Source organism: Mycobacterium sp. 852013-51886_SCH5428379, from assembly GCF_001665575.1.
Classification (GTDB): domain Bacteria; phylum Actinomycetota; class Actinomycetes; order Mycobacteriales; family Mycobacteriaceae; genus Mycobacterium.
The window spans coordinates 104,185-118,908 of the sequence record NZ_LZSU01000007.1 but is presented as its reverse complement, the minus strand read 5'-3'; the positions used below and the strand labels follow the sequence as shown (position 1 = coordinate 118,908).

General features: G+C 69.2%; 18 protein-coding genes and 1 riboswitch. Of the genes, 8 read left to right on the top strand and 10 right to left on the bottom strand.

Features of this window, described 5'->3' with window-relative positions:
* From A5757_RS01710 to A5757_RS01695, 4 genes are all read right to left on the bottom strand, one after another.
* A partial coding sequence (locus A5757_RS01710) for a transglycosylase family protein (RefSeq protein WP_197497223.1) occupies positions 1-494 on the bottom strand: 494 nt, incomplete at its 3' end.
* A gap of 9 nt (positions 495-503) precedes the next feature.
* Positions 504-715: riboswitch (cyclic di-AMP (ydaO/yuaA leader) on the bottom strand.
* 216 nt (positions 716-931) lie between these two features.
* Complete coding sequence (locus A5757_RS01705) at positions 932-1,198, bottom strand: MoaD/ThiS family protein (protein WP_066828228.1); 267 nt, start codon at positions 1,196-1,198, stop codon at positions 932-934.
* Positions 1,199-1,200: 2 nt separating this feature from the next.
* On the bottom strand, positions 1,201-2,265 hold the full coding sequence (moaA, locus tag A5757_RS01700; RefSeq protein ID WP_066828227.1) for a GTP 3',8-cyclase MoaA: 1,065 nt from the start codon (positions 2,263-2,265) through the stop codon (positions 1,201-1,203).
* A complete protein-coding gene (locus A5757_RS01695) occupies positions 2,262-2,669 on the bottom strand; it encodes a YccF domain-containing protein (protein ID WP_066828226.1) in 408 nt (135 codons plus the stop codon). Before A5757_RS01695 ends, moaA begins: the two co-directional genes overlap by 4 nt.
* 145 nt (positions 2,670-2,814) lie before the next feature.
* On the opposite strand from A5757_RS01695, the gene A5757_RS01690 reads away from it, so the two are divergent.
* Both A5757_RS01690 and A5757_RS01685 read left to right on the top strand, forming a co-directional pair.
* Entirely contained in the window at positions 2,815-3,225 is a 411-nt protein-coding gene (locus A5757_RS01690) for a cold-shock protein (RefSeq protein WP_066828225.1), read from the top strand.
* A gap of 31 nt (positions 3,226-3,256) precedes the next feature.
* Positions 3,257-4,261, top strand: coding sequence for a glutathione S-transferase family protein (locus A5757_RS01685; protein WP_066828224.1), 1,005 nt, complete (start codon positions 3,257-3,259; stop codon positions 4,259-4,261).
* Here A5757_RS01685 and A5757_RS01680 read toward each other — a convergent pair.
* Both A5757_RS01680 and A5757_RS01675 read right to left on the bottom strand, forming a co-directional pair.
* Positions 4,258-4,746, bottom strand: coding sequence for a DUF2771 domain-containing protein (locus A5757_RS01680; RefSeq protein ID WP_066828223.1), 489 nt, complete (start codon positions 4,744-4,746; stop codon positions 4,258-4,260). The two genes, A5757_RS01685 and A5757_RS01680, sit on opposite strands and share 4 nt — an antisense overlap.
* On the bottom strand, positions 4,743-6,350 hold the full coding sequence (locus A5757_RS01675) for an MFS transporter (protein ID WP_231983854.1): 1,608 nt from the start codon (positions 6,348-6,350) through the stop codon (positions 4,743-4,745). The genes A5757_RS01680 and A5757_RS01675 overlap by 4 nt, the downstream gene beginning before the upstream one ends.
* A 193-nt stretch (positions 6,351-6,543) precedes the next feature.
* On the opposite strand from A5757_RS01675, the gene A5757_RS01670 reads away from it, so the two are divergent.
* Positions 6,544-7,311: a DUF3027 domain-containing protein gene (locus A5757_RS01670; protein WP_066828221.1), complete on the top strand. Its 768-nt coding sequence runs from the start codon at positions 6,544-6,546 to the stop codon at positions 7,309-7,311.
* On the opposite strand, the gene A5757_RS01665 is transcribed toward A5757_RS01670, so the two are convergent.
* Both A5757_RS01665 and A5757_RS01660 read right to left on the bottom strand, forming a co-directional pair.
* Positions 7,308-7,760 (bottom strand): SRPBCC family protein, encoded by a 453-nt coding sequence (locus tag A5757_RS01665; protein WP_066828220.1) that lies wholly within the window; start codon positions 7,758-7,760, stop codon positions 7,308-7,310. The genes A5757_RS01670 and A5757_RS01665 overlap by 4 nt on opposite strands.
* A gap of 23 nt (positions 7,761-7,783) precedes the next feature.
* Positions 7,784-8,050 (bottom strand): DUF2530 domain-containing protein, encoded by a 267-nt coding sequence (locus tag A5757_RS01660; protein ID WP_066828219.1) that lies wholly within the window; start codon positions 8,048-8,050, stop codon positions 7,784-7,786.
* Between the two features lie 73 nt (positions 8,051-8,123).
* Here A5757_RS01660 and A5757_RS01655 point away from each other — a divergent pair, with 73 nt between their 5' ends.
* Genes A5757_RS01655 through A5757_RS01645 form a run of 3 tightly spaced genes read left to right on the top strand, consistent with a single transcriptional unit; the run spans position 8,124 to position 9,690 of the window.
* Positions 8,124-8,555, top strand: a complete 432-nt coding sequence (locus A5757_RS01655; RefSeq protein ID WP_066828218.1) for a MarR family winged helix-turn-helix transcriptional regulator — start codon at positions 8,124-8,126, stop codon at positions 8,553-8,555.
* Complete coding sequence (locus A5757_RS01650) at positions 8,552-9,415, top strand: RNA methyltransferase (RefSeq protein ID WP_066828217.1); 864 nt, start codon at positions 8,552-8,554, stop codon at positions 9,413-9,415. The genes A5757_RS01655 and A5757_RS01650 overlap by 4 nt, the downstream gene beginning before the upstream one ends.
* Positions 9,412-9,690 carry a DUF2537 domain-containing protein gene (locus A5757_RS01645; protein ID WP_156618099.1) on the top strand — a complete coding sequence of 93 codons (279 nt, stop codon included), beginning with the start codon at positions 9,412-9,414 and terminating at the stop codon, positions 9,688-9,690. The genes A5757_RS01650 and A5757_RS01645 overlap by 4 nt, the downstream gene beginning before the upstream one ends.
* A 97-nt stretch (positions 9,691-9,787) precedes the next feature.
* Here the strand turns inward: A5757_RS01645 and sepH are convergent, their stop codons facing one another.
* On the bottom strand, positions 9,788-10,612 hold the full coding sequence (gene sepH / locus A5757_RS01640) for a septation protein SepH (RefSeq protein WP_066828216.1): 825 nt from the start codon (positions 10,610-10,612) through the stop codon (positions 9,788-9,790).
* Positions 10,613-10,713: 101 nt separating this feature from the next.
* The gene (serC, locus tag A5757_RS01635) at positions 10,714-11,826 is read right to left on the bottom strand and encodes a phosphoserine transaminase (protein ID WP_066828215.1); all 1,113 of its coding nucleotides are present in this window, start codon (positions 11,824-11,826) and stop codon (positions 10,714-10,716) included.
* Positions 11,827-12,001: 175 nt separating this feature from the next.
* On the opposite strand from serC, the gene A5757_RS01630 reads away from it, so the two are divergent.
* Both A5757_RS01630 and A5757_RS01625 read left to right on the top strand, forming a co-directional pair.
* Positions 12,002-13,027, top strand: coding sequence for a diiron oxygenase (locus A5757_RS01630; RefSeq protein ID WP_066828214.1), 1,026 nt, complete (start codon positions 12,002-12,004; stop codon positions 13,025-13,027).
* Positions 13,028-13,044: 17 nt separating this feature from the next.
* Positions 13,045-14,721 (top strand): 4Fe-4S binding protein, encoded by a 1,677-nt coding sequence (locus A5757_RS01625; protein ID WP_066828213.1) that lies wholly within the window; start codon positions 13,045-13,047, stop codon positions 14,719-14,721.
* The last annotated feature ends 3 nt before the right edge of the window (positions 14,722-14,724 follow it).

Sequence of the window (14,724 nt, the reverse complement as noted above, 5' to 3'; positions counted from 1 at the left end):
AGATGTGTATAAGAGACAGGTGCGGGGGCCGGCGGCGGGGGCGGCGCGAACGGATCGAGCGGCGCGGGCGGCGGCGGCAGCACGTTGTTCAACGGCGCCGGTTCGGGTTCGTTGATCACGTTGCGCGGGGTCGCGCCCGAGAGGGGGCCGCCGCAGCTGGGCCACGCGCCCTTGCCCTGGCTGGCCAGCACGCGTTCGGCGACGGCGATCTGCTCTTCCTTGGTGGCCAGGAACGCCGACGGGGCGAATTCGCCGCCGCCGTGGCCCGACCAGGTGCTCGGCGAGAACTGCAGGCCGCCGTGATAGCCGTTGCCGGTGTTGATGGCCCAGTTGCCGCCGGACTCGCAGGCCGCGACCTGGTCCCATTCGCCGTCGGTGGCAGCACCCGCATGCCCTGCGAGGGCAATGCTTCCTCCACCGATGACTGCGCCCGTGAAGGCGATCTTGGCGACGCTGACAGATGAAGTAGTGGGCTTGCGGTGCCGTCCACTCATAAGTGCGATTGGTCCTCTCGTCGGAGCGCCCACGAGGTCAGCTGTCGGGTTCGGGTTGGAGAGGTCACCCGGCCGGTGTCGGCTTCCGACTCCGGCTTCACCCCAAGGGGCCGCAGCCCCGGGTCCTTCTAACTCGGCGGACCGGTGGGTCCCCCGCCTCCATCCAGGTGTTTCTTGGTGGTGTCCCGCTGACGATGGATGGAGCTCGGCGCTATCGGGCGGGACGGGCCGGTTGATTAGGGTCGACTGGCCTGCGACGAACGGTAACCGCTGTCCGCGCACCCGTCACCTTGTGCCGACCTCGGCGTTTTCGGTGTCAGCAAATATTAAAGAGGCTCTAAACCCGCAGGTTGTTTCGCCGTTTGCCCAGGTGTCTGTCACACGTCGTTCAGCGATAGCCAGTCCGTGACCATTTTGTTATGTGACATAAATCACGGTTATCCGCCGGCGAATGGTGGAAGGACATCGAGCGTCTGAGCGTTTTGCAGCGTCATCGCCTGATCGCGGACCGCCACGCCGTCGCACAGATATGAGCAACGGGCGAGCACCCGTGCCAAGTCCGTTGATCTGCCGCTCAATTCGGAAACCACCTGGGCGACGGTGGTGTCGGGCGCCAGCTCCAGATCGATCGACTCCGCGTCTGCGGCAGCACGCGCAGCGGCGAAGAACCGCACGGTCACCCGCACGGTGGTCGCGCTCGTCATCGTCATCCTCCGATCGCACTCATCGGCCGCGACGGCTGCTCGAAATCCGGATCGTTGATCCCGTGTCCCGCGGCCTTCGTCCACATCGCCACCCGCCACGCATGTTCGACGGCGTCGTCGTCGGCGCCGGAACGCAGCAGCGCCCGCAGATCGCTCTCCTCCCGCGCGAACAGGCAGTTGCGAACCTGGCCGTCGGCGGTGAGGCGGGTGCGGTCACAGGCCGCGCAGAACGCCTCCGAGACCGAGGCGATGACCCCGACCGTCGCGGGCCCGCCGTTCACGCGCCACAGCTGCGCCGGCGCCGATCCCCGGGGGGCCGGGTCCTGGGTGAGCGTGAACTGGGTGCGCAGGGCCGCGAGGATGTCGGCGGCCTCCAGGGAGCGCCCCCGCTGCCATTGATGTTCGGCGTCGAGTGGCATCTGCTCGATGATCCGCAGCTGATAGCCGTGCTCGAGGCAGAAGCGCAACAGGGACACCGCGTCGTCGAGCCCGGTGTCCGGATCGAGGACAGCGTTGACCTTGACCGGCGTCAGGCCGGCGGCAGCTGCGGCGGCCAGTCCGGCGAGCACGTCGTCGAGACGGTCGCGGCGCGTGATGTGGGCGAAGCGGGCGGAGTCGACCGTGTCCAACGAGATGTTGACCCGGTCCAGGCCCGCGTCCCGCAGTTTGTTCGCACGCTTGGCCAGGGCGATGCCGTTGGTGGTCATCGCGATCTCCGGGCGGGGACGCAGCGCGGCGGTCGCGGACACGATGTCCTCGAGCGCGCGCACCACGAGCGGTTCACCACCGGTGAAGCGGACGTTCGTGATGCCCAGGCGCGTCACTGCGATGCGCAGCAGGCGGATCAGCTCGTCGTGGCTGAGGAGTTCGTCGGCCGGCAGCCAGTTCAGACCCTCGGCCGGCATACAGTAGGTACACCGCAGATTGCAGCGGTCGGTCAGCGACACCCGCAGGTCGGTGGCGACCCGGCCGAAGGTGTCTATCAGCGGTCCGGTGGTCGGCATGCCCGGCGCAACGGTGGGTTCCGGGCGTAGGACCGTGGGGACGCCGAGCGCGGTGACGGTCATCGTGCCGCCCGCACCGTGTACGGGTCGGGTCCGTCGACCGGCACGATGTCCTTACCCAACGGCATCAGTGACACGGGGATGAGCTTCAGGTTCGCCAGGGCCAGCGGGATGCCGATGATCGTCACTGCCATCGCGACCGCGGTGACGACGTGGCCGATCGCCAGCCAGATGCCGAACAGCAGAATCCAGATGACGTTGCCGATCAGGGCGCCGGGGCGGGGGCCGGGTTTCTCGACCACGGTGCGGCCGAACGGCCACAGGGCGTAGGCGGCGATGCGGAACGCGGCGAACCCGAAGGGGATCGTGATGATGAGGATGAACGACAAGATTCCCGCGAGCGCGTAACCCAGTGCGAGCCACAGTCCGCCGAAGATCAACCAGATGATGTTCAGGATCAGCCGCATACCAGTCGCATCTCCCTCCAGCGGTGTTCTCAGCCTACCGATACACGGGTGCTCTCGTGGGTGCGGTCCGAGTAGACTCTGGCCAACGCGTCCTGGCGCAAGCGGGACGCTTTCCTTATGTCAGCGAGACGAGCGGGTGACGACAGTGCCGACCGGCAAGGTTAAGTGGTACGACGCCGAGAAGGGCTTCGGCTTTCTGTCCCAGGAGGAGGGGGAGGACGTCTACGTCCGCTCCTCGGCGTTGCCCGCGGGCGTGGAGGGCCTCAAGGCCGGTCAGCGCGTCGAGTTCGGTGTCGCGGCGGGCCGGCGCGGTCCCCAAGCGCTGAGCCTCAAGCTGATCGACCCGCCGCCCAGCCTCTCGAAGACCCGCCGGGAAGCGGAACGTCCCGAGCACAAGCACACCCCTGACGAGTTGCATGGAATGATCGGCGACCTCATCACCCTGCTGGAGAACACGATTCAGCCGGATCTGCAGAAGGGCCGCTACCCCGACCGCAAGGTCGCCCGCCGGGTGTCGGAGGTCGTCAAGGCCGTCGCGCGCGAACTCGACGCCTGACGTTTCGTAAAAAGCCGGGCACACTGCAGCCATGGCTTATGTCGCTAGCGGCGGCGAATTCGACCGCGACACCGATTACATCGAAACGCGCATCACCGCCGACGGTCGCGACGGCTACCCGGTCGAACCGGACCGCTACCGGCTGATCGTCGCGCGGGCGTGCCCGTGGGCCAACCGCACCATCATCGTCCGGCGGCTGCTCGGTCTCGAGGATGCGCTGTCGATCGGGTTCTGCGGACCCACCCACGACGAACGCAGCTGGACCTTCGACCTCGACCCCGACGGCGTCGACCCGGTCCTGAAGATCCCGCGCCTGCAGGATGCGTACTTCAAGCGGTTCCCCGATTATCCGAAGGGCATCACGGTGCCCGCGGTCGTCGAGGTCTCGACGGGTGAGGTGGTCACCAACGACTTCCCGCAGATCACCCTCGACTTCTCGACGGAGTGGACGGCCTTCCACCGCGACGGCGCACCCGACCTGTACCCGGAGCGGCACCGCGACGAGATCGACGAGGTCGCCCAGCGCATCTACACCGAGGTCAACAACGGGGTGTACCGCTGCGGCTTCGCCGGCTCGCAGCGCGCCTACGAGAAGGCCTACGACCGATTGTTCACCGCGCTCGACTGGCTCGAGGAGCGGCTGACCGGCCGGCGGTTCCTCGTTGGCGACACCATCACCGAGGCCGACGTCCGCCTGTTCACCACGCTGGCCCGATTCGACCCCGTCTACCACGGCCACTTCAAGTGCAATCGGGCCAAGCTCTCCGAGATGCCCGCGCTGTGGGGCTATGCCCGCGATCTGTTCCAGACGCCCGGCTTCGGCGACACCACCGACTTCGTGCAGATCAAGCAGCACTACTACATCGTCCATGCGGACATCAACCCGACGCAGGTGGTGCCCAAGGGGCCGGACCTGGCCAACTGGCTGACCCCGCACGGCCGGGAAGAGCTGGGCGGCAGGCCTTTCGGCGACGGCACCCCACCGGGGCCGACGCGCGAAGGTGAGCGCGTGCCGCCGGACCACACCCCGCTCTAGGCCCAGGCCATCCGTATCGACCACTCGGCGTGCGGGAGCTCGAAGACCTCACCGTTCTCGTCCTGGACGAGCGTCAGCAACTGCACCGCGATCCCGGTCAGCCGGCCGCGCTGCGGATCGACGGTCGGGATGGTGACCGCGAAGCGGCTCTCCGGCCGGTAGACGGTCTGGGTGGTGTTCGTCGGGTCCTCGTAGACGCGCAGCAGCCGCCACGGCGCCTCCGCGATCGCCGACGGCACCGACAGCTGCACCGGGTCACGCTCGCGGACGGCCAGTTCGCCCTGCACGCCCGGCTCGCGGCAGTCGTTGAGATCGAGCACGTCGCAGTAGTAGTACGGCTCGACGACCGTGGCCACCCCCGACGCGAACGCGCTGATCTCCGGGAGGTCCTGCTCGTGGTGGCGGGTCAGCTGCCAGATCAGTGCCGCGGTGGCGGCCGTCGACAGCACGGCGACCACCGTCAGGACGGCGACGACGCGTTTCACTCGGACGTCGTCCGCGCGTTCATCCTGCCGCGCGCCGGAGCGGGCCGGCCGCCCTCCTGCTCCGCGAGGACGGGGCGGTTACCGCCGAAGCCGGGAATGAGCGATTCGCCGCGATAGCTCACGATCGTCTGGGCAAGTCCGAGAAACAGCACGGCCGTGATCGTAGTGAAGCCCACCCAGAGGTCGGTATAGATGAGGACGCCGGTGGCTCCGCCGGCCACCCACGCCAGCTGCAGCAGCGACTCCGAACGCCCGAACGCCGAGGCGCGGGACTCCTCGGGTAGATCATCCTGCAGCGACGCGTCCAGCGACGCCTTGGCGATGGCGCTGGCGCCCGACGTGATGAGCGTGGCGACCGCGGCCACCAGCAGATTTCCGGTCACCGCCGTCACCAGCGCCGCGGCGGTGACGGCCGTGGCGACCCGGACCACCACGCGCGCGGGATGGCCCAGCTTGAGCCGCGCGCTGGTCATGTTCCCGATGAAGTTGCCGATCGCGGCGGCGGCGCCGATCAGGCCGAGGATGCGCAGCTGCTCCCAGCCAGTGGCGTCGTGCGCTTTGGCCACGAACGCCGGATACAGGAACAGGAACCCGACCATCACCTTGATGGTGCAGTTACCCCACAACGAGGTGATGATGTTGCGGCCCAATGGCTGGCGCGCCTTGCCGGACCGGGTCTGTGGGCGGGAATCGCGCCGCAGATCGTCGTCGCCGCCGTGGTAGCTCAGGGTGGTGGGCACCTCGCCGGCGGTGACCTCCACCCATTTGGGAATCCGCATCGACAGCACCGCACCCGCCACCGATGCGGCGACGATCACGTACAGCGCGCCCGGCAGATGGAAGAGGTTGAGCAGGTACTCGGCGCCCGCCGCGATCCCGCCGCCGACGACGGTGCCACCCAACAGCCCGAACGTCGTCAGCCGGGAGTTCACCCGCACCAGGTCGATGCTGGGTGGCAGCACGCGCGGCGTGACGGCGCTGCGTAATACCGAGAACGATTTCGACAGCACCATCATCCCGAGCGCACACGGATAGAGCACCCACGACTGGTAGCTGCCGGTCTCGCCGTTGTAATTCGCGATGAGCAGCACCACCAGCGCGGTGCGCAGCAGGAATGACGCGGCCAGTGCGACCCTGCGCCCGTGCTGGAGACGGTCGAGCGCCGGGCCGATCAGCGGTGCGATGACGGCGAACGGCGCGATGGTGATCAACAGGTACAGCGCCACCTTGCCCTTGCTCTCCCCGCTGGCGGCGGCGAAGAACAGCGTGTTGGCCAGGGCGACGGCCATCGCGGCGTCAACGGCGAAGTTCGCCACCACCGGCCACGTCAGCGCCGTCAGGCCGGACTTGTCGGCGCCGTCGGCGGTGGCGGCCCGGTGCACCAGGCCGTACATCCGCGACCCCATCTCGCGGCTGCGATAGGCGGCCGCCCGGGTGACGGTGATCCTGTCGCCGCCCGGCGGGTCGTCGCCGCGGGGCGGTTCGGCGCGGTACCGGGGGGCCGGTTCGGGCTCTGATTCCAGTGGCGGCAGCCAGCGGTTGGAGCTGGGCATCGGCTGGTGACGCCGGCGCGGCGAGTAACCGTCGCTGGGATAGTTGGCCATCCCCGGGTGCTCCTCGTCGGAGGGCGGCCGCGGCGGGTAGTAGCGGGCATCCCCGGCCTCAAAGCGCCGGGAGTCACCCTCACCCCGTTCGCGTCCGCCGGTCACGCGTTGATTCTCCCCCATGACCCCGACAGGGGCCGCGGAAGGCGACCGGTGTGGCTTCGACCGGTGCACTGCGGCACTATGGGGGGCGATGGACAGCGTGACCGAAACCGCAACGGACGTGGCCCCCCGCACGCCCGATCTCGAGGCGATCCTGATGGGCGCCGTCGAGCAGGCCCGCGACGCGCTCGCCGAGGCCAGCGGACCCGACAGCGTCGGCGAGTATCTCGGCGCGTCGTTCGAGGACCCGACGTCGGCGACGCACCGGTTCCTGGCCGACCTTCCGGGTTACCGGGGCTGGCAGTGGGCCGTCGTCGTGGCGGCCTATCCGGGATCCGAGCACGCGACCATCAGCGAGGTGGCGCTGGTACCGGGCCCGACGGCGCTGCTGGCGCCCAAGTGGGTGCCCTGGGAGGAGCGGGTCCGCCCTGGCGATCTGGGCCCCGGTGATCTGCTCGCCCCGCAGACCGAGGATCCCCGGCTGGTGCCCTCGTATCTGTCCAGCGGTGACCCGCAGGTCGACGAGGTCGCCGCCGAGTTCGGTTTCGGCAGGCGACAGGTGCTCAGCCAGTTGGGTCGCCTCGACGCCGCCCAGCGGTGGCACGACGGGGAGTTCGGGCCCGGGTCGGCGATGGCGCGGTCCACCAAGCGGGTCTGCCGCGACTGCGGTTTCTATCTGCCGCTGTCGGGCGCCCTGGGGGTGTTGTTCGGGGTATGCGCCAACGAGATGTCCGCCGACGGGCACGTCGTGGACTCCGAGTACGGCTGCGGCGCCCATTCGGACACCCCGGCGCCGCACGGCTCCGGCTCCCCGCTGTACGACCCTTATGACGACGGCGTCGTCGAGGTCGCCGACTAGCGTTCCGCCGCGGCCTTGATCTTGCGCAGCGATTCGTTCATCCCGGCCACCAGCTCGTCCTCGAAGCTGGGGACACCGCCGAACAGCGCATTGACGGTCACCGTCGACACGGCCTTGACGCCGTTCTCCGCGTTGCGGATCTCGGTCAGCCGGGTGCCCGTGGCGGTGGGTTCGAGCTCGTAGCTCCACACGGTGTTGTTGGCGTTCACCCGGAACGCGAGCTTCTTCTCCGGGTCCACTTCGGTGACGGTGCAGGTGGTCGGCCAGACCAGGAAGCCGCGCCGGTTCAGGTTGACGGTCCGGGTGCCGGGGCGCACGGGGCCGAGCGGCTTCATCACGCGGCACTGCGGACTCCACTCGGGCATGCGGGCGAGGTCCGAGACCAGGGCCCACACCGTGGCCACCGGGGCGTCGATGTCGATCTGTGCGTGCAGAACCGGTGCGGCCACACGTCCTCCTCGGGGTAGGGGCGTCAGGTCAATCCACTCTGGGCGCCGCGGGCACCGCGGCGCACGGCGCGACGTTGCCACAGAAAGAGGGACGTGCCAAACACCCCGATGCCCAGACCGGCGACGGTGTACGGCCGCCATTCCTGCAACCCGGCGACGGTGAACGCGAGCACCGTGGCGACCAGCCAGCCGACGGCGATCACCAGGATCACCGGCCGCGGGTCGAGCAGCGACGCGGGAAGTGCGGGCGGTTGCGCCGCGTCGCCGTCGGGACTGCGTTCCTCGGTCATCGTGGTCAACCTATCCGATCGAAAGTGAGGCATCCGAACGATCGGTGACACGGCCCTGGGTAGTATTTGCCTTGTGGCGGACACCGACGCACGGCTGGCCAGTGACCTGTCGCTCGCGGTGATCCGGCTGGCGCGCCAATTGCGGTTCCGGCGTGCCGAATCGCCGATTTCCCTGTCGCAGCTATCGGCTCTGGTGACGCTGGACAAAGAGGGTTCGATGACTCCGGGTGCGTTAGCTGAGCGGGAGCGGGTCCGCCCGCCGTCGATGACGCGGGTGATCGCGTCGCTGGTCGACCTCGGGTATGTCGAGCGCACCGCGCACCCCGACGACGGACGGCAGGTGCTGGTGTCGGTGTCCGCGGCGGGCGCCGAGCTGATCGAGGCGGAGAGGCGCGCCAGCCAGGAATGGCTGAAGCGACGGCTGGACCGTCTCGACCCCGAGCAGCGGGCGACGTTGCTGACGGCCGCGGACCTGATGACGGCGATCGTCGACCAGAGCGCGTGAGCCCGCCCGCCACCGTCGTCGACGTTGACGACCCCGCCGACCCGCGCCTCGATGACTTCCGCGATCTCAACAGCATCGACCGCCGCCCGGACCTGCCGACCGGTAAGGGCCTGGTGATCGCCGAGGGCGTGCTGGTCGTGGAGCGGATGGTGGCGTCGCGGTTCACGCCGCGCGCGTTGCTGGGCACCGACCGTCGGCTGACCGAACTCGGCGACGTGCTGTGCGCCGTCGACGCGCCGTTCTACCGCGCGAGCGCCGAGGTGATGGCCGAGGTGGTCGGTTTCCACCTCAACCGCGGTGTTCTCGCCTCGGCGTCGCGAGCGCCGGAGCTCGAGGTGGCGCAGGTGCTCGACGGGGCGCGCACCGTGGCGGTGCTCGAAGGGGTCAACGACCACGAGAATCTCGGTTCGATCTTCCGCAATGCCGCGGGCCTCGACGTGGACGCGATCGTCTTCGGCGCGGGGTGTGCGGATCCGCTGTACCGGCGCGCGGTCCGGGTGTCGATGGGCCACGCGCTGCTGGTGCCGTTCGCCCGCGCGGCATCCTGGCCCGGAGAGTTGGAGACGTTGCGCGACAACGGTTTCCGGATGCTGGCGATGACCCCTGACCCGGCTGCCGACACGCTCGCCGACGCGATGCCGCGCCTGGCCGGGGAGAAGGTCGCGATCCTCGTCGGCGCCGAGGGGCCCGGCCTCACCGAACGGGCGATGTGGGCCAGCGATGTGCGCGTGCGCATTCCGATGTCGCGGGGCACCGATTCGCTCAACGTGGCGACCGCCGCGGCGCTGGCGTTCTACGAACGGGTCAGGGGGAGCGGGACGGCGGGCAGGAGCGGAGCGACCCGGGGGAGCACGAAGTGATCGATGAATCCACCCCGTGGGGAACGGGTCTGACGGTGGCGGCCTTGGTCGCGGCGGTCATCGGGGCGGCTGTGGTCGTACTCAGCCTCGGCTTGATCCGGGTGCACCCGCTGCTGGCGGTCGGACTGAACATCGTCGCCGTCGGCGGCCTGGCCCCCACCGTATGGGGGTGGCGCAAGCGGCCGGTGTGGCGGTGGTTCGTACTCGGTGGCGGTGTCGGGGTGGCCGGCGGCTGGATCGCGCTGGCGGCGCTGACGCTCGGCGGGGTGTTCTGACGGGTTGGTCCGATCGCAATGTCGGGCTGACAGCCGCGTCACGCATATATATCCATGACGACGCTCTCAGTCCGACATTGCGGAAGTCCCGGAAGGATCAGCGCTGACCGCTGGAGCGGACTCCGAGCAGCACGTCCTCCCACGCGGGCACTGTCGGCTTGGCCTTGCGGGCCCGCGCCGGCTTGGGCGCCTCCGGCTCGACATCCTGCGGTGCGGGAGCCGGTGCGGGTGCGGGGGCAGCAGCGGGCGCCGGAGCAGGGGCCGGCGCGGCGACCGGCTCCTCGAAGTCCAGCTGGGCGACGGGTGCGACCGGACGCAGCTGCCGGGCGAAGTTCGGGTCGATCAGATCGGCGGCCGCCTCGTCGAAGGCGGTGACGGTGCCGCCGTGGGCGCCGGGCACGTAGCGGAAGTGGGCGACGTTGTCCGAGCGGCCGGCCTTCCAGCCCAGCTGGACGGTCCAGCGACCGTCCTCGTTGCGCCAGGCGTCCCAGGTGGTGTCGTCGGGATCCAGGCCTCGCGCGACGAGCGCGGTGGTGATGGTTTCCAGCAGCGTGAGCACCGAGGGTCCGTCGGCCAGGACCGGGTGGGCGGCGGTGGCCAGTTCAGCGGCGCGGGACCGCTCCAGGAGCACCGGATGGGCGAAACGCTCGACCCGCTCGTACGGCATACCGGAGGCGTTGGCCACCTGCTCCACCGAGGCGCCGGCGCGGATCTTGGACTGGATGTCTCTGGGACGAAGCATGTTGTGGACCTCGACATCCATCATCGTCTGATTGGCCGGCCGACTGGATCCCGCCCGGTCACCGCGCACCGCGGCACGCAGCCGGTCGTCGGATCGCAGGAGGAATTTCTCACCCGAGGCGGTCTCGCAGACGATGCGTTTGCCGTCGACGTCCAGTCCGACGACCTCGAGTTCCCGCATACCGACCTCCTCCGGGCCCGTCCTGACGCGAGGCGCCAGCCCGATAAGCGGTGACCCTACTGTGTTATCCGTCCGTTACCGTGCTGACACGCGGCATCGGCTCAGAGACGTTCGACGACCCAGTCCACGCACGCGGTCAGCGCGCTGACGTCCTCGGGGTCGACAGCGGCGAACATCGCGACCCGCAACTGGTTGCGGCCGAGCTTGCGATAGGGCTCTGTGTCGACAATTCCGTTGGCGCGCAATACCTTCGCGACCGCCGCTGCATCCACTTCGTCGGAGAAGTCGATGGTGCCGACCACCTGGGAGCGCAGCGCGGTGTCGGTGACGAACGGCGTCGCGTACGACGACGCCTCGGCCCACGAATACAGCCGCTGCGACGAATCGGCGGTGCGGCCGACGGCCCAGTCGAGGCCGCCGTTGCCGTTGAGCCAGTCCAGCTGGTCGGCCAGCAGCACCAGCGTGCCGATCGCCGGGGTGTTGTAGGTCTGGTTCTTGGTGCTGTTCTCGACGGCGATCGGCAGCGACAGGAAATCGGGCACCCAGCGCCCCGACGCGGCGATCGACTCGATGCGGGCCAGCGCGGCGGGGGAGACCACGGCCAGCCACAGCCCGCCGTCACCGGCGAAGTTCTTCTGCGGGGCGAAGTAGTAGGCGTCGGCCTGGCTGATGTCGACCGGCAGCCCGCCCGCACCGGACGTCGCATCGATGACGACCAGCGCGTCACCCGCACCGTCGGGCCGCTGCACAGGCACCGACACCCCGGTGGAGGTCTCGTTGTGCGCCCAGGCGATGACGTCGACCGACGGATCGGACTGCGGGGTCGGCGCGCTGCCCGGATCGGCCTTGACCACGATCGGATCGCCGACGAACGGATTTTTGGCCACCGCGGAGGCAAACTTGGCGCTGAACTCGCCGTACGTCAGATGCAGCGAACGCTTGTCGATCAGACCGAACGCCGCGGCATCCCAGAACGCGGTCGAACCGCCGTTGCCCAGGATGACGTCGTAGCCGTCGGGCACCGAGAACAGCGTCTTGACGCCGTCGCGCACCCGTCCGACGAGATCCTTCACCGGCGCCTGCCGGTGCGAGGTGCCGAAGAGGTGGCCCGCACCCGCCAGTGCGGCGAGCTGCTCGGGGCGCACCTTCGACGGCCCGGAGCCGAAACGTCCGTCTCGGGGCTTGAGGTCGGCGGGAATCGTCAGATCGGCCATGGGGTACCAGCGTAGTTCCCGGTGATTTCGGCGCGGTAATCGACGCTGTCCGCACGTCAGCGCGCCCAGATCGCCGGTCCGGCAGCAAACTCACAAAACTCTCATGGACACTTACCCGATACCTGCGGTACTGTGTACAGCAGACCGGTGAATGTAAACCACTCGGGAGGCTCTGATGGCTCGTACACGGATGGTCCGGCGCTGGCGCCGCAATATGGAGATCGGGGACAGCCCCGAGGATCGCGCCTACGTCGACACCCTCACCACTCTCTCTGAAGGGTCGGTGCGCCGAAACTTCAATCCCTACACCGACATCGACTGGAGCTCCCCGGAGTTCGCGGTCGTCGACGACGACGAGCGCTGGATCCTGCCCGGGACCGACCCGATCGGTCGCCACCCCTGGTATCAGGCGCAGCCCCGGGAGCGGCAGATCGAGATCGGCCGGTGGCGCCAAGCGAACGTCGCCAAGGTCGGGCTGCAGTTCGAGATCATCCTGATCCGCGGTCTGACGAACTATGCGTTCTGGGTGCCCAACGGCTCACCCGAGTACCGCTACTGCATGCACGAGACGGTCGAAGAGTGCAACCACACCATGATGTTCCAGGAAATGGTGAACCGCATCGGCGCCGACGTCCCCGGGATGCCGCGGATGCTGCGCTGGATTTCGCCGTTCATCCCGCTGGTAGCGGGGCCGCTGCCGATCCCGTTCTTCTTCGGGGTGCTTGCCGGCGAGGAGCCGATCGACCACACGCAGAAGAACGTGCTGCGCGAGGGCAAGGCGATCCACCCGATCATGGAACGGGTGATGGCGATCCACGTCGCCGAGGAGGCGCGGCACATCTCGTTCGCCCACGAGTACCTGCGCAAGCGGCTGCCGCACCTGCCCAGACGGCAGCGGTTCTGGCTGTCGCTCTACGTCCCGGTGGTCATGCGCGTGTTGTGCCAGGCGATCATCAAGCCGCCGCGTAGTTTCTGGAAGGAATTCGACATTCCGCGGTCGGTGCGCAAGGAGCTGTTCTTCCGGGCGCCCGAGTCGCGGCAGTTCCTGCGGGATATGTTCGGCGACGTGCGGATGCTCTGCCACGACACCGGGTTGATGAACCCGATGGCAAAGCTGATGTGGCGGATCTGCCGGATTGACGGCAGGCCCAGCCGCTACCGCAGCGAGCCGCACCGGCAGCACGTCGTGCCCGCCGCCTGACACGTCTGAGAGCAAATATGCCGCACGTGATCACCCAGTCGTGCTGCAGCGACGGGTCCTGCGTCTACGCCTGCCCGGTCAACTGCATCCATCCCACACCCGACGAACCCGGATTCGCCACCGCCGAGATGCTCTACATCGATCCGGCGTCGTGCGTCGACTGCGGTGCCTGCGTCAGCGCCTGCCCGGTGGGGGCGATCGCCCCGGACACGAAGCTTTCGCCTGAACAGCTGCCGTTCGTCGAGCTCAACGCGGCGTTCTACCCCGAACGCCGGGCCGACGAGAAGGTCCCCCCGACGTCGAAGCTGGCGCCGGTACTCGAGGCGCCGGTGGTGCACCGGCGGTCTGGCGGTCCGCTGACGGTCGCGATCGTCGGTTCCGGACCCGCCGCGATGTACGCCGCCGACGAACTGCTCACCCAGCGGGGCGTCCAGGTCAACATGTTCGAGCGGCTGCCGACGCCGTACGGCCTGGTGCGGGCCGGGGTGGCGCCGGACCACCAGAGCACCAAGCAGGTCACCCGGCTGTTCGACCGGATCACGGCCGACCGGCATCTGCACCTGTATCTGAACGTTGAGGTCGGCACCCACATCACCCACGACGAGCTGCTGGCCCACCACCACGCCGTTCTCTACGCGGTCGGGGCGCCCAACGACCGGCGACTCGACGTCCCGGGCATGGACCTGCCGGGAACCGGCACGGCCACGGAGTTCGTCGCGTGGTTCAACGCCCACCCCGACTTCGCGGACCTGCCCGTCGACCTCGCCCACCAAAAGGCCCTGCTGATCGGCAACGGCAACGTCGCGCTCGACGTCGCGCGGATCCTGACCACCGACCCCGACGCGCTCTCACGCACCGACATCGCCGACCACGCGCTGGCGACCCTGTGTGCCTCGCAGATCGACGAGGTGGTGATCGCGGCCCGGCGCGGACCGGCGGAGTCGGCCTTCACGTTGCCCGAGCTGATCGGCCTCACCGCATCCTGCGACGTCGTGCTCGACCCCGAGGACCACGAGCTGGTCCGGCGCGACCTTACCCGGGACACCGACGCGCTGACCCGCAACAAGCTGGAGGTCCTGGCGAAGCTGGGCGACTCGTCCGCGCCGATCGTCCGTCCGCGGATCCGGCTGGCCTACCGCCTGACCCCGCAGCGGATCACCGGCGACAGCCGCGCCGACGGCGTCGAATTCCTGGTCACCGGCACCGACGAGGTGCGGCGCGTCCCGGCCGGGCTGGTCCTGACGTCGATCGGATACCGCGGCAGGCCGGTGTCCGGTCTACCGTTCGACGAGCAGACCGCCACCGTGCCCAACGACGGCGGCCGCGTGGTCGGCGCCGACCGTCGGCCGGTGCCGGGCAGCTACGTGGCGGGCTGGATCAAGCGCGGGCCCTCGGGCTTCATCGGCACCAACAAATCGTGCGCCGCCGAAACCGTGCACGCATTGGTCGCCGACTACAACGACGGTGCCCTGAGCGGTCCGCAGCATCGGGGTGAGCTCGACCGGCTGGTGCGCAGCCGGCAGGCCGACGTCGTCGACGCGGCGGGCTGGCGGGCCATCGACGCGGCGGAGATCGCGCGCGGCGGGGACACCCGGCCGCGCAGCAAGTTCACCACCGTCGCCGACTTGCTCGGCGCCGCAGCCGGCGCGCCGGCGCCGAGCGCCGGCCGCCGACTGCTCGCCCTCCTGCGCTGACCG